Consider the following 23,574-nt stretch of genomic DNA (forward strand, 5'->3'; position numbering starts at 1 on the left):
GGACCCCACCCGGCCCACTACGCACAGTGGTTCCGCGGTGGCGCGGATCACCTAACCACAGTCGCCTGTGTTGGCGGAAGACAGGTTTTGTTGAGTTGAGAAAGAACTCGGTAAGTGCGCCACCACGATGTGTCCGAAAGGCTCCCGCACCGGCGGCGGGAGCCCTCCTGACGGGCCGTCACGCCTGCTTGGAGGCCAGCTCCACCACGGTGATGTCGGACGGCGCCCCGACCCGCACCGGCGGTCCCCAGGCGCCCGCGCCGCGGGTCACGTAGAGCTGGGTGTCGCCGTAGCGCTCCAGGCCCGCGAGAGTGGGGTTCGCGGCCTGGGCGACATAGGTCATGGGCCACATCTGTCCGCCGTGGGTGTGTCCGGAGAGCTGCAGGTCGACGCCGTGGTCGACGGCGTCGTGGATCTGGACGGGCTGGTGGGCCATGAGCACCACGGCCCGCGAGGTGTCCCGGTCGCCGAGCGCCTTGGCGAAGTCGGGGCCCTGGCCCTCGTCCTCGCCCGCGATGTCGTTCACCCCGGCGAGGTCGAGGTACGGCAGTTCGCGGCGCGCGTTCTCCAGCGGCGTCAGGCCCAGTCGGCGCACCTCCTCGACCCACTGCTCGGCACCGGAGATGTACTCGTGGTTGCCGGTGACGAAGTAGCTGCCGTGGCGTGCCTTCAGTCCGGCGAGCGGTGCCGCCGCCGGCCCGAGGTCCGCCACGTCGCCGTCGACCAGGTCGCCGACCACCGCGATCAGGTCGGGCTGCGTCGAGTTGATCGTGTCGACGACCTTCTGCGCGAAGCCGCGGCCCAGCATCGGCGAGAGGTGGATGTCGCTGACCACCGCGATCCGGAAACCGTGCGCGGCGCGAGGCAGCTTCGCCAGCGGCACGGTGATCCGCTTGAGCCTGGGTCCGCGTACGACGCCGTAGGTCCCGTAGCCGACCGTGCCCACGGCCGCGGCGGCGACGGCCCCGCCCACCACCCGGGAGACGAAGAGACGGCGGGAGGGGTCGGCCGAGGGCGCGGGGGTGGTGGGGCCCGACGGCTCCGTCGGGCGGGGTGGGGCCGGCTGTCCGGGCTCGGCGGCCTCCGTGGACTCGGCCGGGTGTGCGGGCTGCGCGCCCGCCGGGACGGGTTCCGGCTCGCGCACCACGCGCTCCGGCTCCGGCTGCGGCTCCGGGGCGCGCCGCGCCACCAGGCGGCGCAGAACAGGTCGCAGGAGCTCCCCCACCAGAAGGGCGAGGAACAGATACAGCGCGAGGGCGAGCCACATGAAGCCCGGCCAGGTCAGCGTCTGCTGCAGCCAGAAGGGCGCGCCGGTGCGTTCGGCGGCGAAGCCGGCGACCATCAGCACCGGTCCCGCGATGAACACCGCGGTGCCCACCCGTCTGGCCAGGCCCGGTCCGCGGGTCGTGTCGCGCACCAGGCGACGCCACGCGTACCAGTGCAGGGCCCCGAAGAGGGCCAGCACCAGCAGGAGCACCAGCACGAAGACGACGGTCATCACGTGGCACTCCCGGTCTCGGCCCGGCGAAGGGCGCGCACCCCGCGCAACCCGATGACCCCGATGGCCGTCCCCAGAGCAAAGGAGACGACGGCGAGCGTCAGATGCACCCAGAAGTACGCCGTGGGATCACCCGCGTCGTCGAACGCGAGCCCGCTGCCGTCCTTCCAGAGATTTTTGACGAAAGTGATCCAGATGACCCAGCTCCACACCCCGAAGGCGAGCAGGAACCAGGAGAGGGGGCGGCTGAGCTTCATGCGTTCAGTATCGCCGCCGACCGTCCGGGTATCGCGCCGGGGTGCGTGCGGGGGCGTGAGCAGCAGTGAGAGCGCCACGGGGCGCTCCGGTGGGATTTACCGGTCGGAGCCATGTACTTTCTCGATCGTGCCCGCCTCCAAGAAGACCGTCAGGCGCCCCCTGTCGATCACCTCAGCCACCCTGCTGTCCCTCTCCCTGGCCTCGGCTCCGATGCTGACGGCCGGCCCGGCCTTCGCGGCCAAGCCGTCACCGAGTTCGAGCGCCTCGCCGTCCGCGACTCCCCCGGCGACGATGTCGACCGTCGGCGGCGAGCTGTTGGGCAGGCCGGGCACCCAGGCAAGTCTCGGCAGCGACGCGCCCGTGGTCCCCAAGGGCATCAGCGCCCGCTCCTGGATCGTCGCCGACGCCGAGTCGGGCGAGGTGCTGGCCGCGCACAACGCGCACTGGCGGCTGGCCCCCGCGAGCACGCTGAAGATGCTGTTCGCGGACACGCTGCTGCCGAAGTTCAACAAGGACGACGAGCACAAGGTCGCGCCCGAGGATCTGGCGGGTGTCGGCTCTGGCTCCAGCATGGTCGGCATAAAGGAGGACGAGACGTACACCGTCCACGACCTGTGGCTCGGAGTCTTCCTTCGCTCCGGCAACGACGCGGTGCACGTCCTGTCGGCCATGAACGGCGGGGTGAAGCAGACCGTCGCGGACATGAACGCGCACGCCGAGGAGCTCCAGGCCCTGGACACGCACGCGGTCAGCCCGGACGGGTACGACGCCAAGGGGCAGGTGTCGTCCGCCTACGACCTGACGCTGATCGCCAGGTCAGGGCTGCAGAAGAAGGACTTCCGGGAGTACTGCTCCACCGTGCGGGCGAAATTCCCGGGCGAGACGAAGAAGGGCAAGAACGGCAAGAAGAGCCGTTCCTCCTTCGAGATCCAGAACACCAACCGGCTGCTCACCGGGGACAGCGGCCTCGACTCCTACCAGGGCATCGCGGGTGTGAAGAACGGCAACACCACGAACGCGGGCGCCACGTTCACCGGGGTCGCCGAGCGCGACGGCCGGGTCCTCCTCGTCACCGTCATGCATCCGGAGAAGGACGAGCACAACCAGGTGTACAAGGAGACCGCGAGCCTCTTCGACTGGGGTTTCAAGGCGGCGGGCAAGGTGACGCCGGTGGGTGAGCTGGTGCCGCCCAAGAGCGCGGACACCTCCGGCGGGGATGCCGACGAGCCGAGTGCGCAGCCGGGGGCCACGGCGTCGGCGTCCGCCTCCGGCGGGGCGGGCGGGAAGTCGGTCGCCGCACGTGCCTCCGGCGGGGGCGGCGGGGTCGGCGTCGCTCTCGGGATCATGGGCGGCGTGTTGGTGCTGTTGGCCGGAGGGGTGTTCCTGGTGAATCGGAAGTGGCCGTTGCGGGGGAAGAAGCAGTAGGGCCGGGAGCGTCTGCGGGTTCTCGCCGGACGCGTCCGGCGGTTGTCGCCGGACCCGGGGCGCGCGCGGGCGCGTCATGGCTGGTCGCGCCGTTCCCCGCGCCCCTTACGAGGCGCTCTCCTTGCTGCCCTCCGCGGTCCAGGCCGCGCAGTACAGCAGGAGCTTGGTGGTGAAGTTGATCCAGAGCAGCAGGGCGATGGGGACCCCGAAGGCGCCGTACATGCTCTTGGAGGCGACGCCCTGGATGTAGCCGCTGAGCAGGAGCTTGAGGAGTTCGAAGCCGACGGCTCCTATGAGGGCGGCCACGACGAGACGGCGGCGGGGCGGCTGGACGCCGGGGAGCAGGGTGAGGACGTAGAGGAGGAGCAGGAAGTCGGCGAGCACGGCGACCGCGAACGCGGCGAGGCGCAGGAGGATGCCGCCCCAGCCGTCGCGGTCGATGCCGAGCTGGTCGGCGAACCGGCCGACGGCCCAGGAGGCGGCGGCGGAAGCGGCCAGGGAGACGAGCACCGCGCCGCCGAGACCGAACAGGAGGCCCGCGTCCTTGCCCTTGGCGAGGACGGGGTTCTCGTCGGGGTCCTCCTTCTCCCAGACCGCGCGCAGACAGCCGCGCATCTCACCGACCCAGCCGATGCCGGTGAACAGCAGCAGCGCGCCGGCGATGATCCCGACCGTGCCGGCGTTGTCGACGAGGCCGGCGATGTCGAGCTGGTCGGAGATGCCGGGCACCTGCTCGCTGAGCCGGTCCTCCAGCTCCTGCTGCTGGTCCTTGCCGAGGGTCGCCGCGACGATGGCCGCCGCCACGGTCAGCAGCGGGAACAGCGCGAGAAAGCTGATGAACGTCATCGCCGCGGCCAGCCGGGTCCATTTCACCCGCTCCAGCCGCTCGTACGACCGCCACGCGTGCGTGGTCATCAGACGCTCCACCCAAGGACCCACCCCGGGAAGCTTTTTCAGCCAGTCCATGATCCGAACTCTGCCCCAGTCGTCGACACCCGATACCGGGTACCCCCACACCGGTCCACGGATCCCCTCCTTACGTCACCGCCCCCGGCGCCGCCACCGGTTCACCAGTCCGCGACCGCCAGCCCGTACATCGTCAGCCACACGACGCCGATGAGGGTGAGGGCACGGTCGCGCAGGATGACGTCCTCGGGCTCGCCGGCGGTGCCCCGGTCGGCGAAGACGGCGTAGCGGAGGACGGCCAGAACGAAGGCGATCATGGAGAGTTGCCGCCAGGGCAGCACGCCGGTGGTGGGCACGCCGCCCTCTTCCAGAGCCCAGAGGCAGTAGCCGAGCACCGCGACGCCGGCGGCCAACTGCCAGACGAAGCGGAGGTATCCGGCGGTGTACTCGGTGAGCAGGGCCCGAGTGGCGCCCGCCCGGTCGGCCAGTTGCACGGCCTCCGAGTACCGCTTGGCGGCGACCATGAACAGCGCGCCGAACCCGGTGGTGATCAGGAACCAGCGTGAGAGGGGGATGCCCAGCGCGAGCCCGCCAATCATCGCCCGCATCAGGAACCCGGCGGTGACGACCGCCAGATCGACGACCAGGACGTGCTTGAGGCTGACGCAGTAGGCGAGTTGGAGGCCGAGGTACGCCGTCAGCAGCGCGGCGGTGTACGGCGAGCAGAGCCAGGCGGCGGCGAGCGGCGCGAGCACGGCCAGGGCGATCCCGACTCCGTACGCGACCGGCACGGGCACCTGCCCGGCGGCGACCGGGCGGTGCCGCTTGACGGGGTGCGCGCGGTCCGCGTCGGCGTCCCGGGCGTCGTTGACGAGGTACACGGCGGCGGCGCAGGCCGTGAAGAGGGCGAAGACGAGGGGGAGTTGGACGAGCGCGCGAGGAGTGAAGAGCTCCCCGGCCGCCGCGGGCGCGGCGACGACGAGGGTGTTCTTGATCCATTGCCGGGGACGGGTCGTCCGCAGAAGCCCGCGGACGAGGCCGGCCTTCTGGGGCGCCTGGCCGGAAATCGTCCGGCGCTCCACGACCACGGCGCGCCCTGCCACCGTGCGCTCAGCCCCCGTGCGCCCTGCCACCGTGCGCTCAGCCATCGCCGCTCACCACCCAGCGTGCGCCCAGCCGTGCCGTGAGCGCCCCGAGGACCACGCCCGCCGCCACGTCCGACGGATAGTGCACGCCGACGACGAGCCGGGAGAGACACATCGCGGCGGCGAGCGGTGCGGCGGCGGACAGCAACAGTGGGGCGCCCAGGGCTCCGTGGGCCACGACGGCGACCGCTGCCGCCGCCGAACTCGCGTGCGAGCTGGGGAAGGAGTGCCGTCCGACCGTGCGGACCAGGGGCTCGACGTGGGCGGGGCGCGGCCGTCGTACGACGCGCTTGACGCCCATGCTGGCCAGATGCGCCCCGGCGGTCAGCGCCGTGCCGCGCAGCCACACGCGACGCCGCTCCCGGTCGACGGCGGCACCCGCCAGTCCGGCCGCGAGCCACAGCAGCCCGTGCTCCCCCACCCGGGACAGCCCACGGGCGGCGCGCGCGACTCGAGGGTCGGCACCACGGGCGTGCAGCGCGGAGAGCAGCCGCCGGTCCAGTCCCCGCACACCCTCGACGACGTCAACTTCATCCATGCGACGCCACTCTTCTAGGTGACCGGCCCAGAGCTACGGCAATTTTGGCCGACATCCCACTAATCACCCATTTCGGTGAGGCGGCAGAGCGGCCGTGCCGAAGCGCCCGGATCCTCCGCATACGCGGCGATACGGTCGCGAGCATGCCAGCCGACGCCGTCCCGACCTCCCCGGCTCCCCCGCCCGCCGGCCCACGCCGCCCCGCCTCCGCCTCCGCCCCGGCCTCCGCCTCCGTCCCGTCCTCCGCTCCCGTCACGGTCACCGGTTGGGGCCGCACCGCCCCGTCAGCCGCCCGGCTGTTCCGCCCGCGGACGTACGAGGAGGCCGCGGCCGCCGTACGGGCGTGCGGGGCGCACGGGGCGCGGGGCGGGATCGCCCGGGGGCTGGGGCGGGCGTACGGCGACGCGGCGCAGAACGCGGGCGGCGCCGTCCTCGACATGACCGGCCTCGACCGCGTCCACGCCATCGACGCGGACGGCGGCACCGTGCTGTGCGACGCGGGCGTCTCGCTGCACCGGCTGATGGAGGTCCTGCTCCCCCTGGGCTGGTTCGTGCCGGTGACCCCGGGGACCCGTCAGGTGACCGTCGGGGGCGCCATCGCGGCCGACATCCACGGCAAGAACCACCATGTCTCCGGGTCGTTCGCCCGCCATGTCCTGTCCCTCGAACTGCTCACGGCCGACGGCGGGATCCGCACGGTCGTCCCCGGCACCCCGCTCTTCGACGCCACGGCCGGCGGCATGGGCCTCACCGGCGTCATCCTCACCGCGACCGTCCGCCTGCTCCCCGTCGAGACGTCCTGGATGTCCGTCGACACCGAACGTGCGCGCGACCTCGACGACCTCCTCGCCCGCCTGACGGCCACGGACCGCTACTACCGCTATTCGGTCGCCTGGATCGACCTGCTCGCCAGGGGCGCCGCGACGGGCCGGGCGGTGCTCACGCGCGGCGACCACGCGCCCCTGGACGCGCTGGAGGCGCTGCCGCGCCGGAACGGGCAGCGGCCGTCGCCGAGGACAGGGGCGGCGGCATCGCCGGGGACACCGCCGTCGGGATCGCTGTGGACACCGCCCTCTGGATCGCCGTGGAGAGCGTCCACGCGCGTGCGCGCGGGCCGTTCTTCGTTCGGTGAGGCGTTCCGGTTCCGGAGGGACATGCTCGCCAGTCCCTTGGAATTCCGCACCCCCAGCCTCCCGGCCGCTCCCTCCTTCGTCCCCGACGGTCTTCTCGGCCGCACGGCCATGGGGCTCTTCAACGAGTTCTGGTACCGCCGGGCACCCCGGGCCCGCACCGACGAACTCCAGCGGCTCTCCACCTTCTTCCACCCCCTCGACGGGGTCCCGCACTGGAACCGGATCTACGGCCGGTCCGGCTTCGTCCAGTACCAGTTCGTCGTCGGACACGGCCGGGAGGAGGCCCTGCGCCGGATCGTGGACCGGATCTCCGCGCGCCGCTGCCCGTCCTTCCTCGCCGTCCTGAAGCGGTTCGGCGAGGGCGACCCCGGCTGGCTGTCCTTCCCGATGCCCGGCTGGACCCTCGCCCTGGACATCCCGGCGAGCCTGCCCGGTCTCGGCGCCTTCCTGGACTCGCTCGACGAGGAGGTCGCGGCGGCGGGCGGCCGCGTCTACCTGGCGAAGGACGCCCGTCTACGGCCCGAGCTGCTGGCCTCGATGTATCCGAGGCTCCCCGAGTTCCGCGCACTGCGCGGGGAGTTGGACCCGGGCGGGGTCTTCGTGTCGGACCTGGCCCGCCGCCTCGGCCTGTGAGCGCCGGGCCCCCGAGCTCGGTGCACACCTCTGTCCCCCACACCCAGGAGCTGTCATGAAGGACGCCTTCGGCACCCCCCAGTCCCTGCTGATCCTCGGCGGTACGTCGGACATCGCACTCGCCACGGCACGCCGTCTGATCGCCCGCCGCACCCGCACGGTCTGGCTGGCGGGGCGCCCGTCGCAGGCCCTGGAGAACGCGGCCACCCATCTGCGCGGCCTCGGCGCGGAGACCCACACCATCACCTTCGACGCGCTCGACCCCGATTCCCACGAGGCGGTCCTCGGCAAGGTCTTCGCCGAGGGCGACATCGACATGGTCCTCCTCGCCTTCGGCGTCCTCGGCGACCAGGCGAACGACGAACGCGACCCGGTGTCCGCCGCGCGCGTCGCGCAGACGAACTACACCGGTGCCGTCTCGTCCGCCCTGGTCTGCGCGCGGGCGCTCCAGGCGCAGGGCCACGGCTCCCTGGTCGTCCTGTCCTCCGTCGCCGCCGAGCGGGCCCGCCGCTCCAACTTCATCTACGGCTCCAGCAAGGCCGGCCTCGACACCTTCACCCAGGGCCTCGGCGACGCCCTCCACGGCACCGGCGCCCACGTCATGCTCGTCCGCCCCGGCTTCGTCCGCACGAGCATGACGGCGGGCCGCCCGGAAAGCCCCTTCGCCACGACCCCGGAGGCCGTGGCCGTCGCCATCGAACTGGGTCTGCGCCGCCGCTCGGAGACGGTCTGGGTCCCGGGTTCACTGCGCCTGGTGATGGCAGCGCTGAGGCACGTACCGAGGGCGGTGTTCCGCCGCCTGCCGCTGTAGGGCGCGTCCTGCGCCCCGAAAGGGGCGCGGGGAACGGCGCGAACACCCCCGCCGACCCGCGGCCGCGAAGACCGCTCGCCACCCCTCCCGGAGCGCTCCGGTCCGACTCACCCGGCGGCCGACGTCACCGCGTCGGCAACCCCGCGGCCGACGTCACCGCGTGGGAAGCGTCGTGTCACCGACCGGCGCCCCCGCCTGGGGCGGCACCACGGATCCACCGAACGCGAACTCCCGCAGCTTGCGCCAGACCCCGTCGGAACCCTGCTCGTAGAGCGCGAACCCGGTGCAGGGCCACTGCGCCTCGTACCCGGCGAGCTCCTCGAACGCCCGGTCCATCGCCTCCTCGGCGATGCCGTGCGCCACGGTGACATGCGGGTGGTACGGAAAGTTCAACTCGCGTGCCACGGGCCCCGAGGCGTCCCGGACCTGCGTCTGCAACCAGGTGCAGGCCTCGGCCCCCTCGACGACCCGCACGTACACGACGGGCGACAGCGGGCGGAAGGTGCCCGTGCCGGACAGCCGCATCGGGAAGGGCCGCCCGGCCGCCGCGACCTCACCGAGGTGCTGCTCGACCGCCGGGAGGTCGGCGTCCTCGACCTCGGTCGGCGGCAGCAGCGTGACATGGGTGGGGATGCCGTGAGCCGCGGCGTCGCCGAAGCCCGCGCGCCGCTCCTGGAGCTGGCTGCCGTGGGGCTCCGGGACCGCGATCGACACACCGATCGTTACGGTCCCCACGTCGTCTCCTGTCGTCGTGTCATGCGAGTTGTCGTAGTCCTTGTCAGCCACGGCCCGTCGTACCTGTCGTCGTACCTGTCATCGGTCGTACGGACTGTCGGTCGTACCGGCTGTCGGTCGTACCGGCTATCGACTGTACGGCCACGGCGGTCCTCCGGGCAGGCGCAGCGGGAGTGATGTGCGGCGCTGTCGGTGGTGCGACGGGTGGTGCGGGAGGCGCTCGGGGGCAGAGGTGGTGCGGCTCAGTGCTTGGCGGGCAGGAAGCCCACCGCGTCGTACGCCTGGGCGAGCGTCTCCGCCGCGACCGCGCGCGCCTTCTCGGCTCCCTTGGCCAGGAGCGAGTCGAGCGTCTCCGGGTCGTCCAGATACTGCTGGGTGCGCTCCCGGAACGGCGTCACGAACTCGACCATGACCTCGGCGAGGTCCGTCTTGAGCGCACCGTAGCCCTTGCCGACGTACTTCTCCTCCAGTTCCGCGACACCCGTCCCCGTCAGGGTCGAGTAGATGCTCAGCAGGTTGCTGACGCCGGGCTTCTCAGCGGTGTCGAAGCGGATCACCGTGTCGGTGTCGGTGACCGCGCTCTTGACCTTCTTGGCGGTGACCTTCGGATCGTCGAGCAGGTTGATCAACCCCTTCGGGGTCGACGCCGACTTGCTCATCTTGATCGTGGGGTCCTGGAGGTCGTAGATCTTCGCCGTCTCCTTGAGGATGTACGGCTTCGGGATCGTGAAGGTCTCGCCGAAGCGGCCGTTGAAGCGCTCGGCGAGGTCACGGGTGAGCTCGATGTGCTGGCGCTGGTCCTCGCCGACCGGCACCTCGTTCGCCTGGTACAGCAGGATGTCCGCGACCTGGAGGATCGGGTACGTGAAGAGGCCGACGCTCGCGCGGTCGGCGCCCTGCTTGGCGGACTTGTCCTTGAACTGCGTCATACGGGAGGCCTCGCCGAAGCCGGTGAGGCAGTTCATGACCCAGCCGAGCTGCGCGTGCTCGGGGACGTGGCTCTGGACGAAGAGCGTGCAGCGTTCCGGGTCGAGACCGGCGGCGAGCAGCTGCGCGGCGGCGAGCCGGGTGTTGGCGCGCAGGTCCGCGGGGTCCTGCGCGACGGTGATCGCGTGCAGGTCGACGACCATGTAGAACGCGTCATGGGACTCCTGCAGGGCCACCCACTGGCGGACGGCGCCGAGGTAGTTGCCGAGGTGGAACGAGCCGGCGGTGGGCTGGATGCCGGAGAGCACGCGGGGTCGATCAGAGGCCATGCTCACCATTCTCTCAGGTATCCGGGGCCGTTCCGGAACCGACCGGAAACAGATGTGCCACGGGTGGGAACCGATCCGGCCCGGGCGGTGTACCCCTTGTGTGAGAACGCGGGAGGGGGGCCGCATCGTCGATGAGGCCGCGGTGGTCGCACGCGTACGCGCCGGGGAGCCGGAGGCCTATGCGGAGCTGGTGCGCGCCCATACGGGCATCGCGCTGCGGGCGGCGCGGGCGCTCGGCGCCGGTGCGGACGCGGAGGACGTGGTGCAGCAGGCCTTCTTCAAGGCGTACTGCTCACTGGGCCGCTTCCGGGACGGTGCCGCGTTCCGGCCGTGGTTTCTGTCGATCGTGGCCAATGAGACGAGGAACACAGTGCGGACAGCGGGGCGCCAGCGATCGCTGGCCGACCGGGAGGCCGCCTTCGTCGAGGCCGAGCCGCTGATACCGCCCTCGGCCGACCCGGCGGTCGCCGCGCTGGAGATAGAGCGGCGTGTCGCGCTCCTGGGCGCCCTGGAGAAGCTGAGCGAGGAACACCGGCTGGTCGTCACGTACCGCTATCTGCTGGAGATGGACGAGCCCGAGACGGCGGCCGCCCTGGGCTGGCCCCGGGGCACGGTGAAGTCCCGCCTGAGCCGGGCACTGCGCAAGCTGGGCCGCCTCCTGCCGGAGTTCGAGCCGGGGGAACCGCTGGGCCGGAAAGGGGGAGGGGGTGAGGGGCGTGGGTGAGCCGGGCGGGGACAAGGTGTGGGGGCCGGGCGAGGAGCGGGGTCGAGGCGAGGTGGGGGGTCGAGGACGGTCGGGGGACGGCGGGGACACGGAGAGTGAGGGGCGTGACGCCCGGTTGCCCGGGGAGCTGCGGGCGCTCGGGCGGGCGCTGGACCGGCCGGGGAGCGACGGCGACGAAACCATGGTCGAGCGGGTTCTCCAGCAGATACTCGCCGAGCGGGTGCCGACGCCGGTGGCCGAGCCGCCGGGGGCCGGTGAGCGGCTGCGGGCGGTGCGCCGGTGGGTCCGGACGCGGTGGCGCGTGCTGATCGCCGCGCTGTGCGGGCTGCTCACGGCCTTCGTCCTCACCCCTCCGGTGCGGGCGGCGGTGGCCGACTGGTTCCACTTCGGCGGGGTCGAGGTGCGGTACGACCCGTCGGCGACGCCTTCGCCGGGCGCGAGGGTGCCCGGCTGCCCGGAGCCGGTCTCGCTCGCCGAGGCCGGGCGGCGGGCGGGGTTCGTTCCGCTCGTGCCGGGCTCGCTGGGCACTCCGGACGCGGTGTCCGTGGCCCGTGCGCCGAAGGACCGCTTCGTGATCACCCTCTGTTGGGACGAGAGGGGAGGGACCGTCCGGCTCGACGAGTACGCGGCCCGGCTGGCACCCGAGTACGGCAAGACCGTGGCGGGCGAGCAGGCCGTCGAGTGGGTCGAGCTGGCAGGGGGCGCGCACGACGCGCTGTGGTTCCCCGAGCCGCACCTGCTGCGCTTCTGGATGACCTCCGAGGACGGCTCCCGCCTCACCCGCTCCGAACGCACGGCCGGGCCCACCCTGCTGTGGGTCCACGACGACGCGTTCACGCTGCGGCTGGAGGGCGTGGAGTCGAAGACGCGGGCGCGGGAGATCGCGGACTCGTTGGACTCGTTGGACTCGTTGGACTCGTCGGACTCATCGGGCTCATCGGGCTCGTCGGGCTCGTCGGGCTCGTCGGACCGATCGGTCCCGTCGGACTGATCGGTCCCGTCGGACTGATCGGTCCCGTCCGGGTGGGAACCCCGGCGGTTCGAGCGGTGTACCAGGAATGACACCGCGAGTGCGGGAGGGCCGCACCGGGATCGATCGGGGGTGTCGGATGCGTGGACTGCGACAACTGGCGGCGGCGGTGGGCGCGTTGCTGACGGCGTGGGTCCTGGTGCTGCTGGGGGCTCCGCCTTCGGCGGCGGGCGGACCGACCAGCGTGCTGCTGGTCTCTCCGACCAGCCAGCGGACGGCTTCGCTGTACGGCACACGGGAGGAGTACGGCGATCTGGAGAGTTTCCTCGCCCCCGCGGGCGGCGAGCTCGACCGGAGCCGGGAGGAGGCGCCGGAATGGGGTCGGGAGGAGATAGCGGGAGAGCGGATCGGCGACATGGTCAGCGTGACGTGGATGCTCCACGACGTGACGCCGTGGCGGCTGGACCGGGTCTACACAGCCGCGCCGGACACCAAGGACATCTGGATCCATACGACGCTCATCACCGGTGAGGAGGTCCTGGGCGCTCCGGGTGCCGGCGTCTGGCACCGGGCGAAGCAGCCGGACCAGCTACGAAGGCTTCTCACCGGCCTGGAGATCCTGGGCGCGACCCCGGGTGATCCTGGCCCCGGAGCCCTGGTGCGGGACGAGCCGTCGGCGGGCCACGCGACGGGCGGGACCGCGGCCGGCTCCGCCGGGACGGCCGCCGATGTCAGGGCCGCGACGGACGCACCGGGTGCGGCCGACCGCGCCCACTGGGCGATACCCGCCCTGGCGCTGGGCCTGCTCCTCGGCTCCGGCGGTGCCACGCTCCTCCTGCGCCGCGCGGCGGGCCGGAACGGGTCCGGGCCGCCGCGGGAGCCCCGTCAGGAGCTGCTGGACGCCTGAGCGACAACGGTCGGGAGTCGGTCGGCCGGGTCAGCCGAGGTCGATCTCCGGGTACAGCGGGAAGCCGGCGACGAGGTCGGTGGCACGACGGGAGATCTCGTCGGCGACCTTCGCGTCGAGGACGTGCTGGGCCTTGGAGGGGGCGCCCGACTTGGTGGTGCCGGCCTCGGTGGTGGTGAGGACGCGGTCGATGAGGCCGGCGACCTCGTCCATCTCGGCGGTGCCCAGCCCCCGCGTCGTCAGCGCGGGCGTGCCGATGCGGATGCCGGAGGTGTACCAGGCGCCGTTCGGGTCGGCCGGGATGGCGTTGCGGTTGGTGACGATGCCGGAGTCGAGCAGCGCGGCCTCGGCCTGGCGGCCGGTGAGACCGTAGGAGGTGGCGACGTCGATCAGGTTGAGGTGGTTGTCGGTGCCGCCGGTGACCAGGGTGGCACCACGGCGCATCAGGCCCTCGGCGAGGGCGCGGGAGTTGTCGACGATGCGCTGGGCGTAGTCCTGGAAGGCGGGCTGACGGGCCTCGGCGAGGGCGACGGCTTTGGCAGCCATGACGTGCGGCAGGGGGCCGCCGAGGACCATCGGGCAGCCCCGGTCGACCTGGTCCTTGAGGGAGTCGTCGCACAGGACCGTGCCGCCGCGCGGGCCGCGCAGCGACTTGTGGGTGGTCGTGGTGACGATCTGGGCGTGCGGTACGGGGTCGAAGTCGCCGGTGAGGACCTTGCCGGCGACGAGGCCCGCGAAGTGCGCCATGTCCACCATGAGCGTGGCGCCGACCTCGTCGGCGATCTCGCGCATGATCCGGAAGTTCACCAGACGGGGGTAGGCGGAGTACCCGGCGACGATGATCAGCGGCTTGAAGTCACGAGCGGAGGTGCGCAGGGCCTCGTAGTCGATGAGGCCGGTGGCGGGGTCGGTGCCGTAGGAGCGCTGGTCGAACATCTTGCCGGAGATGTTCGGGCGGAAGCCGTGGGTGAGGTGGCCGCCGGCGTCCAGGGACATGCCGAGCATGCGCTGGTTGCCGAAGGCCTGGCGGAGTTCGGCCCAGTCGGCGTCGGAGAGGTCGTTGACCTGGCGGGCGCCGGCCTTCTCCAGGAAGGGGACCTCGACGCGGTCGGCGAGGACGGACCAGAAGGCGACCAGGTTGGCGTCGATGCCGGAGTGCGGCTGGACGTAGGCGTGGCGGGCGCCGAAGAGTTCCTTGGCGTGCTCGGCGGCGAGGGACTCGACGGTGTCGACGTTGCGGCAGCCAGCGTAGAAGCGGCGGCCGACGGTGCCCTCGGCGTACTTGTCGCTGAACCAGTTGCCCATGGCCAGGAGGGTGGCCGGGGAGGCGTAGTTCTCGGAGGCGATCAGCTTGAGCATCTCGCGCTGGTCGGTGACCTCCTGGCCGATGGCGTCGGCCACCCGCGGCTCGACGGCGCGGATCACATCGAGGGCGGCACGGAAGGCGGTGGACTCGGGGGAGAGGGGCTCGGCTGACATGGGGACCTCCGGACGTTGCGTTCAGCGTTCACGGTACGGCCCAGGCGCACGGCACTCATCTTCCCCGGGCCGCTCCCCGATGGTCCGTCCCATCCCAGCGCGCCAGTCACGACCCACCGCTCACCCTATCGGGCGGGCGGGCGCGGTGGGCCGCGAGGTCCACCATTCGAACGACGGGAGGAGTGGGGTGTCAGACGATCACATGCGGGAGGAAGCGTGCGTACTCGTCCGTGACCAGGCCCGAGGACTCTCGGATGCCGAGGCCCGCGGACTCGTTCTCGACGACCCAGGCGCCGAGGACGACGTGGTTGTCGTCGAAGGTGGGCAGGGGGGCCAACTCCTGGTAGCAGCACGGCTCTTCGCGGAGTGCGGGGGCGGTGCCCGGGTCATGGAGGGTGACACCGGCGCCCTCGCGGCCCAGGAGTGGTTTGGCGACGTAGCCGGTGGTGGCGGCCAGTTCGCGGGGGCCGTCGAGATAGGCGGGGAGGAGGTTGGGGTGGCCGGGGTACAGCTCCCAGAGGACGGCGAGGAGGGCCTTGTTGCTGAGGAGCATCTTCCAGGCGGGCTCGATCCACATCGTGGTCCCGGTGCCGCCGCCGTTGTCGAGGGTGGCGAGGACATGGGAGGCGAAGCGGTCGGTGGTGAGCCACTCCCAGGGGTACAGCTTGAAGATGCTGCGGATGAAGCGGAGCTTCTTGTCGACGAAGCGTTCGGAGAGGCGGTCCCAGCCGATGTCCTCCATGGAGATCCAGTCGGTGGCGAGCCCGGCCTGTTCTGCGGTCTCCTTCAGATAGGCGACCGTCATCAGGTCCTCGCCGAGTTCGTCGCCGGCGGAGTGCGCGAAGTAGAGGGGGCTGCCCGGCGGCAGGAGGGGGGACTGCTTCTTCCAGGCATCGATGAGGCGCTCGTGGAGGGAGTTCCACTGGTCGGCGCCCGGGAAGCGTTCCTCCATCCAGAACCACTGAGGGCTGGCCGCCTCGACGAGCGAGGTCGGGGTGTCGGCGTTGTACTCCAGCATCTTGGCCGGGCCGGTCCCGTCGTAGCGGAGGTCGAAGCGGCCGTAGAGGGACGGCAGTTCGGCCCGTCGGCGCCACGCCTCGGCGACGAGGCCGGCGAGACGCGGGTCGGTGATGCCGAGATCGGCGAAGCGGTCCTCGGCCACGATGTGCTCGGCGGCGGCGAGGCACATGCCGTGCAGTTCCTCGACGACCTCCTCCAGCGCCTCGACCTCGGGGAGCGAGAAGACGTAGTACGCGCTCTCGTCCCAGTAGGGGCGCAGGGAACCGTCGGGGTGGCGGGTCAGCGGGTAGATGAGCCCCTGTTCCTCGACGGTCTCCTGCCAGCCGGGCCGGGGTTCGATGGTGCGGCGTTCCATGGTGTCGTCTCGTCCGCCGGGTCAGCCGCCGCCGGAACCGGAGCCGTCGCCGTCGCCCGAGCAGCCGAAGCCGTCCCGGTCGACGGCGTCGCTGCGGCTGAAGGTGCCGTAGTCGGCGCGGCCGCCGCTGACGTCCGCGTCGTAGTACCAGGCGGCGTCGACCGAGCCGGTCTGGCTGCGGTTGCCGCTGCTGTTGCTCTTGCGGTTCTTGCCGTACGACGACGAGGAGCTGGAGCTCGAGTTGCAGTTCTTGTCGGCGATGATCTTGTAGCCGTTGGCGTAGTCGTAGCTGTCGCGGTCCACGCAGCGGCGGTCCGGATCGGAACCGCAGGAGGTCAGGGCCGCCGCGACGACGCCCATCCCACCGAGGACGACCGTGCTGGACCGCAGCCGCCTGCGCTGTTCTCCCATGTGTGCTCCCCCGTAGGGCTCGTGAGCCCCGCCGTGCCGGGGCCGGTTCGCGATGCGGTACGCGAGAACCGGCCGCCGTCTTATGTGCGCTTTATCGGCGCTCAGACTAGTGATCGACTACCGGAGAGGGCCAGCCGGGTGCGCAGGGCGGCTAGGGGGCTTCTGATGGATCTCCGTGGAAGAAGGAGCGGCGTTCGGTGCGTGCTCTCGGCGTGCCGGGCGTCGCGACGCCGCGGAGATCCATCAGAAGCCCCTCTAGGGGTGGGGGATCGCCGCCAGCGAGCGGGCGGCTTGGGCGCGCAGGGTGTCGGCGAGTTCGGGTGGGGCCGATGTGTCCAGAGTGAAGTCGGCGTCCACCGAAGTGATCATCCAGGCGAGGTCGCGCGGCGTCTCGGCGCCCAGGTGCAGCAGACAGCGGTCGTCGTCGAGGGGTTCGAGCACTCCCATGCCGGGCCAGAGCCGGTCACCGACCGACGCAGCCGACTCGTGCAGGGTGACGGTGGCCCGGAAGGGCCAGGCCCTGGACGAGAGACGGTGCGCGAGATAGGTCGCCGCGTCGCCGTGGGGAAGTGCGCGCGGGACGAAGCGTGGTCCGGTCGGTGTGCGCGGCACGAGGCGGTCGACCCGGAAGGTGCGCCAGTCCGCGCGGTCCATGTCCCAGGCGACGAGATACCAGTGCCGGTCGAAGCTGACGAGCCTGTGCGGCTCGACGGTGCGGACGCGGGGGGTGGCTCGAGGCTGGGTGGGGCCGGGCCGGGTCGAGGTGGAGGAGACGGGATCGGGATCGGGATCGGAATCGGGGGTGGAGGGTTCAGGAGCGCCGGGATCGGGGGTGGAGGGGTGCGGGCTGGTGTAGTGGAAGCGAAGGCGTTCGTGGCGGCGGCAGGCTTCGGCGATGGCCATGAGGGTGTCCGGCGAGACCTTGGGGGCCGGAATCGCTCCCGCTCGGTCGGTGGCGTGGTGCAGGGTCGTCACCCGGTGCCGCAGCCGGGACGGCAGCACTTGCTCCAGTTTGGTGAGGGCGCGCAGCGCGGCCTCCTCGATGCCGGTGACCGTGCCCTCGGCGGCGGTGCGCAGTCCCACCACGACCGCCACGGCTTCCTCGTCGTCGAGCAGCAGGGGCGGCAGGCTCGCGCCGACGCCGAGCCGGTAACCGGCGGCGCCCCGGGCGGCGTGCACGGGGTAGCCGAGGTCGCGCAGTCGCTCGATGTCCCGGCGCAGGGTGCGTCGGCTGACGCCGAGCTGCTCGGCGAGTTCGGCGCCGGAGCGGTCGCGGTCACGGTGGGTCTGCAGCAGGGCGAGCAGTTTCAGCAGTCGCCCGGAGGTCTCCAGCATGGTCATGAGGGTGCCGCAGAGTTAGGACCGAGGGTGACCCAACTGGTTCGTAGCGTCGGAGCCATGACGAAGCCGACACCCGATGTCCGTCCCCTGCCCACCCCCTACCCCCGCCCGCACTCCGAGCCCACACCCAGGCCGTTCCGGATCGCGATCCCGCAGGACCGTATCGACGATCTGCGCAGACGGCTGGCCGACACCCGCTGGCCCGACGAACTGCCCGGTGTGGGGTGGAGTCGGGGCGTGCCGACGGGCTATCTGAAGGACCTCGCCGAGTACTGGCGCACCGGCTTCGACTGGCGGGCGCAGGAGGCGGCGGTCAACGCGTACGACCAGTACACGGCGGAGGTCGACGGGCAGAATGTGCACTTCCTGCATGTGCGGTCGCCGGAGGCGGGCGCCACGCCGTTGCTGCTGCTGCACGGCTGGCCGGGCTCGGTGGTGGATTTCCTGGACGTCATCGGGCCGTTGTCCGATCCCCGGGCGCACGGCGGGGATCCGGGCGACGCGTTTCACCTGGTCATCCCGTCGCTGCCGGGCTTCGGACTCTCCACGCCGCTGGCCGGGCCCGGGATGGACACGGCCCGGATGGCCACGGTGTTCACGGGATTGATGTCCCGTCTGGGGTACGAGCGGTACGGGGTCCAGGGATACGACACCGGCTCGTGGATCGCGCCGGAGATGGGGAAGCAGACGCCGGAGCGGGTGGTCGGGGTCCACGTCAACGGCATGATCGCCTTCCCCGTGGGGGCGGACGGTGAGATGGACGGCCTCAGCAAGGTCGAGCAGCGGCGCTGGCAGACCATGCAGAACTTCAACGACGGCTATCTCCAGTGCAATTCCAAACGTCCGCAGACGGTGGCGTACGGACTCACGGACTCCCCCGTGGGGCAACTGGCCTGGATCGTGGAGAAGTTCAAGGAACTCACGGACCCCGAGGAGGGGCTGCCGGAGGACAGCGTCGACCGGGACCGGATGCTGACGAACGTCTCGCTGTACTGGTTCACCGGCACGGCCGCCTCGGCCGCGCAGATCTACTACGAGGAGATCTCCGCAAGTTCCTGGGGCGGCGCCGAGGGCTCGTGGGGCGGCGCGGAAGGTTCCTGGGGCGAGACCGAGGCTTGGGACAAGGCGGAGGGCTGGGGCGAGACCGGTGGAGGCGCGAAGGTACCCACCGCCGTGCTGGTCTCGGCGCGAGATGTGACGGTCCGGCGCTGGGCCGCGCGGGACCACGACATCGTTCGGTGGACCGAACTCGAACTCGGGGGCCACTTCCTCGCCCTGGAGGCCCCGGAGGCGCTCGTCGCGGACCTGCGGGAGTTCTTCCGCGAGCTGCGGTGAAGGGACCGAAGCGCACCGACGGCGTCGACATCCCGCATTCCCTTGACTAAAGTCAAAGAAATATGGAGACCCGGCACGAGGGACAGTCCGCACCGGTGGCCGCGCGGGACGTACGGAGCCTGCGGCGGTTCAACCGGTACTTCACGCGCCGTATCGGGGCGCTGGACGATCACTACCTCGGGCAGGACCGGCCGCTCGGCGAGGCCCGGCTGCTCTTCGAGATCGGCGAGTCCAACCGGGGCCGCGAGGGCACCGCGCTGCGGGAGCTGCGGACCCGACTCGGGCTGGACGCCGGGTATCTGAGCCGGATGGTCAAGGCGTTGGAGGGTCAGGGGCTGGTCCGGGTCGGGGTGGACGGCGAGGACAGCCGGGTGCGGGTCGCCGCGCTGACACCGGCGGGGCGGTCCGAGGTCGCCGAGCAGAACCGGCGGGCCGACGCCCTGGCCGAGGGGCTGCTGCGCGGGCTGACTCCGGCGCAGCGGGGCGAGTTGACCGATGCGCTGGGTGCCGCGCGGCGGCTGCTGCGGCTCGCCGCGATCCGGGTCGAGGCCGTGGACGGCGGCTCGGCCGTCGCCCGCGCCTGCCTGGACGCCTACGCCGCCGACATCGACCAGCGGTTCCCCGAGGGGTACGACCCGGCCACCCTCGTGCCGTCCCATGAGGTCTCGGGGGACTCGGGGGCCTTCCTCGTCGCCTACGAGGAGGAGTTGGCCGTGGGGTGCGGGGCGCTGCGCACGCTCGACGCCGGGGCGCGGGTCGGGGAGATCAAGCACGTGTGGGTGCATCCCGACGCGCGACGACTCGGGCTCGCCCGACGGCTGCTCGGCGAGTTGGAGCGGGAGGCCGCCGAGCGCGGTCTCGGCGTCGTACGGCTCGATACGCATGCCGCGTTGACGGAGGCGCAGGCGATGTACCGGGCGTGCGGTTACACGGAGATCCCCCGGTACAACGACGACGTGTACGGGGCTCACTTCTTCGAGAAGAGGCTCCCGCCGGCCCGCCGACCGTGACGCGCCCGCGCTACCGCTACCGCCCCCGCTACCGCCCCCGCTCCGCACGCCCTGGCCTCGCAGGGCGCCCCTTCGAGGTCGTCCGCCGCTTCGACGGCGACGGCGATCTGGGCGCCCGCCAGGTCATCGACCACCGCTTCCGCACGGCCGCCGACCAGATCCACGGCGTCCGCCTCAGCGCCCCCGAGTCGACCCCGAGTCCTCTGCCTACGCACGTCATGAGAACGCCGAGGCCGGCAAGGGGGACGGGATGACGCGCAGGGACCCGCACCAAGGACGCCGGGTGGGCGCGCCGTCCGGACGGCGCGGTCCGGTCCCAGCCGGAGGGCACGAGGACGGTGAAGCCCGCCGGGTCGTCCGACGGCGCGGACGGCGCCCCCGGCTACGTACGCTCCGGTGACGAGGGGACGGCGGCACGGACGAGGGCGCCAACGGGGGTGAGGACGGGAGCGACTCGCTGATCTGGAAGAGCTGGCGGACCCGGCGGCCGTCCGGAGACTCGTACGTCACGACCGGGGGCTTGCCGGCCGCTGCCTTCGCGGTGTCCGACTGCTTCGGGGTGGCCGGGGCAGTGGCCCCGTCGTCCTGGGGCCCGCCGCCGAGAGGGAAGGCGGGAGTGTGGAGGGGCGAGCATGCCGACAGGCCCCGTCCTGGTCGAAACCGGGACGGGGCCTGCTGGGGAAGGCTAAGGGGACGTCGCCCCCGGGAGGGCTGCTCAGAGGAGGCCGAGCGCGCGGACCGCCTCGCGCTCCTCCGCCAGCTCCTGGACCGAGGCGTCGATACGGGCGCGGGAGAAGTCGTTGATCTCCAGGCCCTGGACGATCTCGTACTTGCCGTCCTTCACGGTGACCGGGAAGGAGGAGATGAGGCCCTCGGCCACACCGTAGGAACCGTCGGACGGGATGCCCATGGAGGCCCAGTCGCCCTCGGCGGTGCCGTTGACCCAGGTGTAGATGTGGTCGATGGCGGCGTTGGCGGCGGACGCGGCCGACGAGGCGCCACGGGCCTCGATGATGGCGGCGCCGCGCTTGGCGACGGTCGGGATGAAGTCGTCGGCGAGCCACTTCTCGTCGCCCACGACCTCGGCGGCGTTCTTGCCGGCGACCGTGGCGTGGAAGATGTCCGGGTACTGGGTCGCGGAGTGGTTGCCCCAGATCGTGAGCTTCTTGATCTCGGAGACCGGGACGCCCGTCTTCTTCGACAGCTGGGTCAGCGCGCGGTTGTGGTCCAGGCGGGTCATCGCGGTGAAGCGCTCGGCCGGGACGTCAGGCGCGGCGGCCTGGGCGATGAGGGCGTTGGTGTTGGCCGGGTTGCCGACGACGAGGACCTTGATGTCGTCAGCCGCGTGGTCGTTGATGGCCTTGCCCTGCGGCTTGAAGATGCCGCCGTTGGCCTCCAGCAGGTCGCCGCGCTCCATGCCCTTGGTGCGGGGGCGGGCGCCGACGAGCAGACCGACGTTGGCGCCGTCGAAGGCCACGTTCGGGTCGTCCGTGATGTCGATGCCCTGAAGGAGCGGGAAGGCGCAGTCGTCGAGTTCCATGGCGGTGCCCTCGGCGGCCTTGAGCGCCGGTGTGATCTCCAGGAGGCGGAGCTTGACGGGCACGTCCGCGCCGAGCAGCTGGCCGGAGGCGATGCGGAAGAGCAGGGCGTAACCGATCTGGCCGGCCGCGCCGGTGACGGTGACGTTCACGGGAGTGCGGGTCATGGCGTTCTCCGTATGACAGCTGGCGGTGGGGCGTCCCTGCCCCTGGTGGGACGTACAAATGATCGATCTCTTGGCGTCAAGAGAGATCGGTGGTCAGGCTACCGCGCATCCGGGATCCCGGACGGCCGGGGTTCATGTGGCCCAGCCCACAAGTCGCGCTGCGGGGAGGACCACACGAAAGAGGCGGCCGCCCGGTCCGGGGGGGGGTGGGACCGAGGCGGCCGCCTGTGGGGTGCCGGGCCGGGAGGCGGTGCATGTCTCCCGGAGGGGCCGGACTCCCGTGGGGGTACTCTCCGCCTGCCCCGGAGTTCGGCGGGCATTCCACTTACGCCGTGATTACTTTTCCGGTAGGGGTCATGACTGAACGTGACCTGTCCGGGGGGGTGGTGGGGCTGATCGCCGGAGGGTGGGGCCGGTCGCGCGATCTCCGCCCCGGGCCGCGCGTCCTGCCGGGTCCCACGCGGCCCTCCCGGGCCTAGCCGACCGCTGTCACGTGCAGCCCTTCTGCCCCGACGCCAGCGTCGCGCACGCCGTGGCCTCGCCCGCGTCCTTGACGGCGACCATCTGCGTGTAGGCGATGTTGTCCCCGGCGGCCTCGATGGCGGCGGTCTGCTTGGCCTTTCCGACCGCGACCTGGACCTCGTCGCCCTGGGTGGCGCCGGTGATGCGCGCCCAGGCGGCCTGGCAGGCCTTGCTGTAGCGGACCTCGACCCGGGTCGCGCCGATCGTGACCTCGTCGGTGGTCCGGACGAGGTTGCCGATGCACCCCATGGTCTCGGGGTCCTTGCCGTCGCAGGCCTTGCCGCTGCACTTCACGCCGGCCGGCAGGTCGGGGTTCGCGCCGATCGAGGTCGACGGTGAGGTCGGCGGCTTGTCCCCCGCCTGGTCCTTGCCGTCACCGTTGGTGAGGAGGAACGCCGCCGCGATCACGACGAGCGCGCCGACGGCTCCGGCGAGGAACATCGTCACGCGCCGCCTCGGCTGGGAGTCGCCGCCGTCGGGACGGCCGCCGCCGCTCGGAGGCGGCCCGAAGACACCGGCGGGACCTGCGGCGGCACCGGCGGCCTGGGCACCACCGGAACCCGAGGCGCCGGCCGGGATCCGGGACGACGCCGACGACGCCGACGACGCCGAGGCGGACCCTGAGGCAGCCCCGGACGAGACCGACGACCCTCGCCCTCCGACCAGGCCCGACGGCGAGGACGCCGAGGACGAGGAGGCCGACGGGGAGGGCGGGGACGACGACGGCGTGGCTCCCCAGCTGATGCGCGACGCGCCCCCGGCGACCGCCCCGGCCCCGCCGATTCCGCCGTACGGCGACGCGGAGGAGGACACGGAGGGGGAGGAGGGAGCGGACGGCGACGAGGTGGACGGCGCGTTCGAACCCCCGTACGGCGAGCGCGGAACGCGGTCGCTCGGGGAGCGCGGCTGCGGCGGGACGGTCGGCGAGACGCCGGCCGGACCCGCCACGCCCGGAATCGCGGTGGCGCTGCGGCCCGCTCGGCCGTTCCCCCCTCCGCCCTTGACGGTGGACTGGCCCCCCGTCTCGCCGAGAGCCGCGCGGGCCTGCGAGATACGGATCGCTTCCATGGTCATGTCGTGGCGCATCTCCGAACGGCTCCAGGCACGCTCGGCCAGCTCCCACATGGTGGCCAGATGGACGGGATCGGTACCGGTCACCTCGGCCAACGCGACGATCGCGCCTTTCGGCGCGAGCAGTCTGCCGTTGAGATACCGCTCCCAGGACGTCTTGCTGTAGCCCGTGCGGTCGGCCACCGCTGCGATGCTCAGCCCACTGCGGTCGACGAGCCGGCGGAGCTGGCCCGCGAACTCCCTGACCTGTGGATCGAGTTCATCCGGCAAGGCCCTCCAACGAGGCATTACTTCCCCCTCTTCCCCCCCGTACGTCTCTCCGTACGACCCGGGGCCCTCTCCGAAGCCCCGTTCTGGCCTACCCACTGGGATGCGCCCGGCAGGGA

22 protein-coding genes and 1 riboswitch are annotated in these 23,574 nt (G+C 72.0%); of the genes, 9 read left to right on the forward strand and 13 right to left on the reverse strand.

The features are described 5' to 3' along the window. Positions 1–178: 178 nt before the first annotated feature. Positions 179–1,498 (reverse strand): metallophosphoesterase, encoded by a 1,320-nt coding sequence (locus K1J60_RS16485; RefSeq protein ID WP_220646886.1) that lies wholly within the window; start codon positions 1,496–1,498, stop codon positions 179–181. After that, on the reverse strand, positions 1,498–1,755 hold the full coding sequence (locus K1J60_RS16490; protein WP_220646887.1) for an SCO4848 family membrane protein: 258 nt from the start codon (positions 1,753–1,755) through the stop codon (positions 1,498–1,500). The genes K1J60_RS16485 and K1J60_RS16490 overlap by 1 nt, the downstream gene beginning before the upstream one ends. Before the next feature lie 127 nt (positions 1,756–1,882). Here K1J60_RS16490 and K1J60_RS16495 point away from each other — a divergent pair, with 127 nt between their 5' ends. Continuing rightward, positions 1,883–3,181 (forward strand): D-alanyl-D-alanine carboxypeptidase family protein, encoded by a 1,299-nt coding sequence (locus K1J60_RS16495; protein ID WP_398683235.1) that lies wholly within the window; start codon positions 1,883–1,885, stop codon positions 3,179–3,181. A gap of 105 nt (positions 3,182–3,286) precedes the next feature. On the opposite strand, the gene K1J60_RS16500 is transcribed toward K1J60_RS16495, so the two are convergent. From K1J60_RS16500 to K1J60_RS16510, 3 genes are all read right to left on the reverse strand, one after another. Continuing rightward, positions 3,287–4,147 carry a YihY/virulence factor BrkB family protein gene (locus K1J60_RS16500; RefSeq protein WP_220646889.1) on the reverse strand — a complete coding sequence of 287 codons (861 nt, stop codon included), beginning with the start codon at positions 4,145–4,147 and terminating at the stop codon, positions 3,287–3,289. A gap of 101 nt (positions 4,148–4,248) precedes the next feature. After that, on the reverse strand, positions 4,249–5,190 hold the full coding sequence (locus K1J60_RS16505) for a decaprenyl-phosphate phosphoribosyltransferase (protein WP_259408276.1): 942 nt from the start codon (positions 5,188–5,190) through the stop codon (positions 4,249–4,251). Between the two features lie 37 nt (positions 5,191–5,227). Continuing rightward, positions 5,228–5,770 carry a phosphatase PAP2 family protein gene (locus K1J60_RS16510; protein WP_220646891.1) on the reverse strand — a complete coding sequence of 181 codons (543 nt, stop codon included), beginning with the start codon at positions 5,768–5,770 and terminating at the stop codon, positions 5,228–5,230. A gap of 143 nt (positions 5,771–5,913) precedes the next feature. On the opposite strand from K1J60_RS16510, the gene K1J60_RS16515 reads away from it, so the two are divergent. Together K1J60_RS16515 and K1J60_RS16520 are read left to right on the forward strand one after the other, a co-directional pair. Beyond that, on the forward strand, positions 5,914–7,536 hold the full coding sequence (locus K1J60_RS16515; RefSeq protein ID WP_220646892.1) for an FAD-binding oxidoreductase: 1,623 nt from the start codon (positions 5,914–5,916) through the stop codon (positions 7,534–7,536). Between the two features lie 55 nt (positions 7,537–7,591). Next, complete coding sequence (locus K1J60_RS16520; RefSeq protein WP_220646893.1) at positions 7,592–8,347, forward strand: decaprenylphospho-beta-D-erythro-pentofuranosid-2-ulose 2-reductase; 756 nt, start codon at positions 7,592–7,594, stop codon at positions 8,345–8,347. A 153-nt stretch (positions 8,348–8,500) separates the two neighbouring features. Here the strand turns inward: K1J60_RS16520 and K1J60_RS16525 are convergent, their stop codons facing one another. After that, entirely contained in the window at positions 8,501–9,082 is a 582-nt protein-coding gene (locus K1J60_RS16525) for a 2'-5' RNA ligase family protein (protein WP_220651504.1), read from the reverse strand. Between the two features lie 242 nt (positions 9,083–9,324). Next, positions 9,325–10,338: a tryptophan--tRNA ligase gene (trpS, locus tag K1J60_RS16530; protein ID WP_220646894.1), complete on the reverse strand. Its 1,014-nt coding sequence runs from the start codon at positions 10,336–10,338 to the stop codon at positions 9,325–9,327. Between the two features lie 100 nt (positions 10,339–10,438). Here trpS and K1J60_RS16535 point away from each other — a divergent pair, with 100 nt between their 5' ends. The 3 genes from K1J60_RS16535 to K1J60_RS16545 all read left to right on the forward strand — a co-directional run bounded on the left by K1J60_RS16535 (position 10,439) and on the right by K1J60_RS16545 (position 12,939). Then, positions 10,439–11,062, forward strand: coding sequence for an RNA polymerase sigma factor (locus tag K1J60_RS16535; protein ID WP_220646895.1), 624 nt, complete (start codon positions 10,439–10,441; stop codon positions 11,060–11,062). A 52-nt stretch (positions 11,063–11,114) separates the two neighbouring features. Further along, on the forward strand, positions 11,115–12,053 hold the full coding sequence (locus K1J60_RS16540) for a hypothetical protein (RefSeq protein ID WP_220651505.1): 939 nt from the start codon (positions 11,115–11,117) through the stop codon (positions 12,051–12,053). A 118-nt stretch (positions 12,054–12,171) separates the two neighbouring features. Continuing rightward, positions 12,172–12,939, forward strand: a complete 768-nt coding sequence (locus K1J60_RS16545; RefSeq protein ID WP_220646896.1) for a hypothetical protein — start codon at positions 12,172–12,174, stop codon at positions 12,937–12,939. A gap of 30 nt (positions 12,940–12,969) precedes the next feature. On the opposite strand, the gene K1J60_RS16550 is transcribed toward K1J60_RS16545, so the two are convergent. The 4 genes from K1J60_RS16550 to K1J60_RS45855 form a co-directional block, all read right to left on the reverse strand. Further along, complete coding sequence (locus tag K1J60_RS16550) at positions 12,970–14,418, reverse strand: glycine hydroxymethyltransferase (protein ID WP_220646897.1); 1,449 nt, start codon at positions 14,416–14,418, stop codon at positions 12,970–12,972. A 31-nt stretch (positions 14,419–14,449) separates the two neighbouring features. Beyond that, positions 14,450–14,538, reverse strand: a riboswitch (ZMP/ZTP riboswitch). A gap of 70 nt (positions 14,539–14,608) precedes the next feature. Continuing rightward, on the reverse strand, positions 14,609–15,793 hold the full coding sequence (locus K1J60_RS16555; protein WP_220646898.1) for a glutathionylspermidine synthase family protein: 1,185 nt from the start codon (positions 15,791–15,793) through the stop codon (positions 14,609–14,611). 21 nt (positions 15,794–15,814) lie between these two features. Then, on the reverse strand, positions 15,815–16,204 hold the full coding sequence (locus tag K1J60_RS16560) for a hypothetical protein (RefSeq protein WP_220646899.1): 390 nt from the start codon (positions 16,202–16,204) through the stop codon (positions 15,815–15,817). A 255-nt stretch (positions 16,205–16,459) separates the two neighbouring features. Next, positions 16,460–17,539 (reverse strand): helix-turn-helix transcriptional regulator, encoded by a 1,080-nt coding sequence (locus tag K1J60_RS45855; protein ID WP_259407752.1) that lies wholly within the window; start codon positions 17,537–17,539, stop codon positions 16,460–16,462. Between the two features lie 63 nt (positions 17,540–17,602). Here K1J60_RS45855 and K1J60_RS16570 point away from each other — a divergent pair, with 63 nt between their 5' ends. The 3 genes from K1J60_RS16570 (at position 17,603) to K1J60_RS16580 (ending at position 20,144) form a co-directional block, all read left to right on the forward strand. After that, entirely contained in the window at positions 17,603–18,880 is a 1,278-nt protein-coding gene (locus K1J60_RS16570; RefSeq protein WP_220646900.1) for an epoxide hydrolase family protein, read from the forward strand. A 62-nt stretch (positions 18,881–18,942) separates the two neighbouring features. After that, entirely contained in the window at positions 18,943–19,890 is a 948-nt protein-coding gene (locus K1J60_RS16575) for a helix-turn-helix domain-containing GNAT family N-acetyltransferase (RefSeq protein ID WP_220646901.1), read from the forward strand. Beyond that, the gene (locus tag K1J60_RS16580) at positions 19,887–20,144 is read left to right on the forward strand and encodes a hypothetical protein (RefSeq protein ID WP_259407753.1); all 258 of its coding nucleotides are present in this window, start codon (positions 19,887–19,889) and stop codon (positions 20,142–20,144) included. The genes K1J60_RS16575 and K1J60_RS16580 overlap by 4 nt, the downstream gene beginning before the upstream one ends. A 461-nt stretch (positions 20,145–20,605) precedes the next feature. On the opposite strand, the gene K1J60_RS16585 is transcribed toward K1J60_RS16580, so the two are convergent. Next, the gene (locus K1J60_RS16585; protein WP_220646902.1) at positions 20,606–21,595 is read right to left on the reverse strand and encodes a malate dehydrogenase; all 990 of its coding nucleotides are present in this window, start codon (positions 21,593–21,595) and stop codon (positions 20,606–20,608) included. 489 nt (positions 21,596–22,084) lie between these two features. Further along, positions 22,085–23,476: a helix-turn-helix domain-containing protein gene (locus K1J60_RS16590; protein WP_220646903.1), complete on the reverse strand. Its 1,392-nt coding sequence runs from the start codon at positions 23,474–23,476 to the stop codon at positions 22,085–22,087. Positions 23,477–23,574: the final 98 nt, after the last annotated feature.

Source organism: Streptomyces akebiae, from assembly GCF_019599145.1.
GTDB lineage: Bacteria > Actinomycetota > Actinomycetes > Streptomycetales > Streptomycetaceae > Streptomyces > Streptomyces akebiae.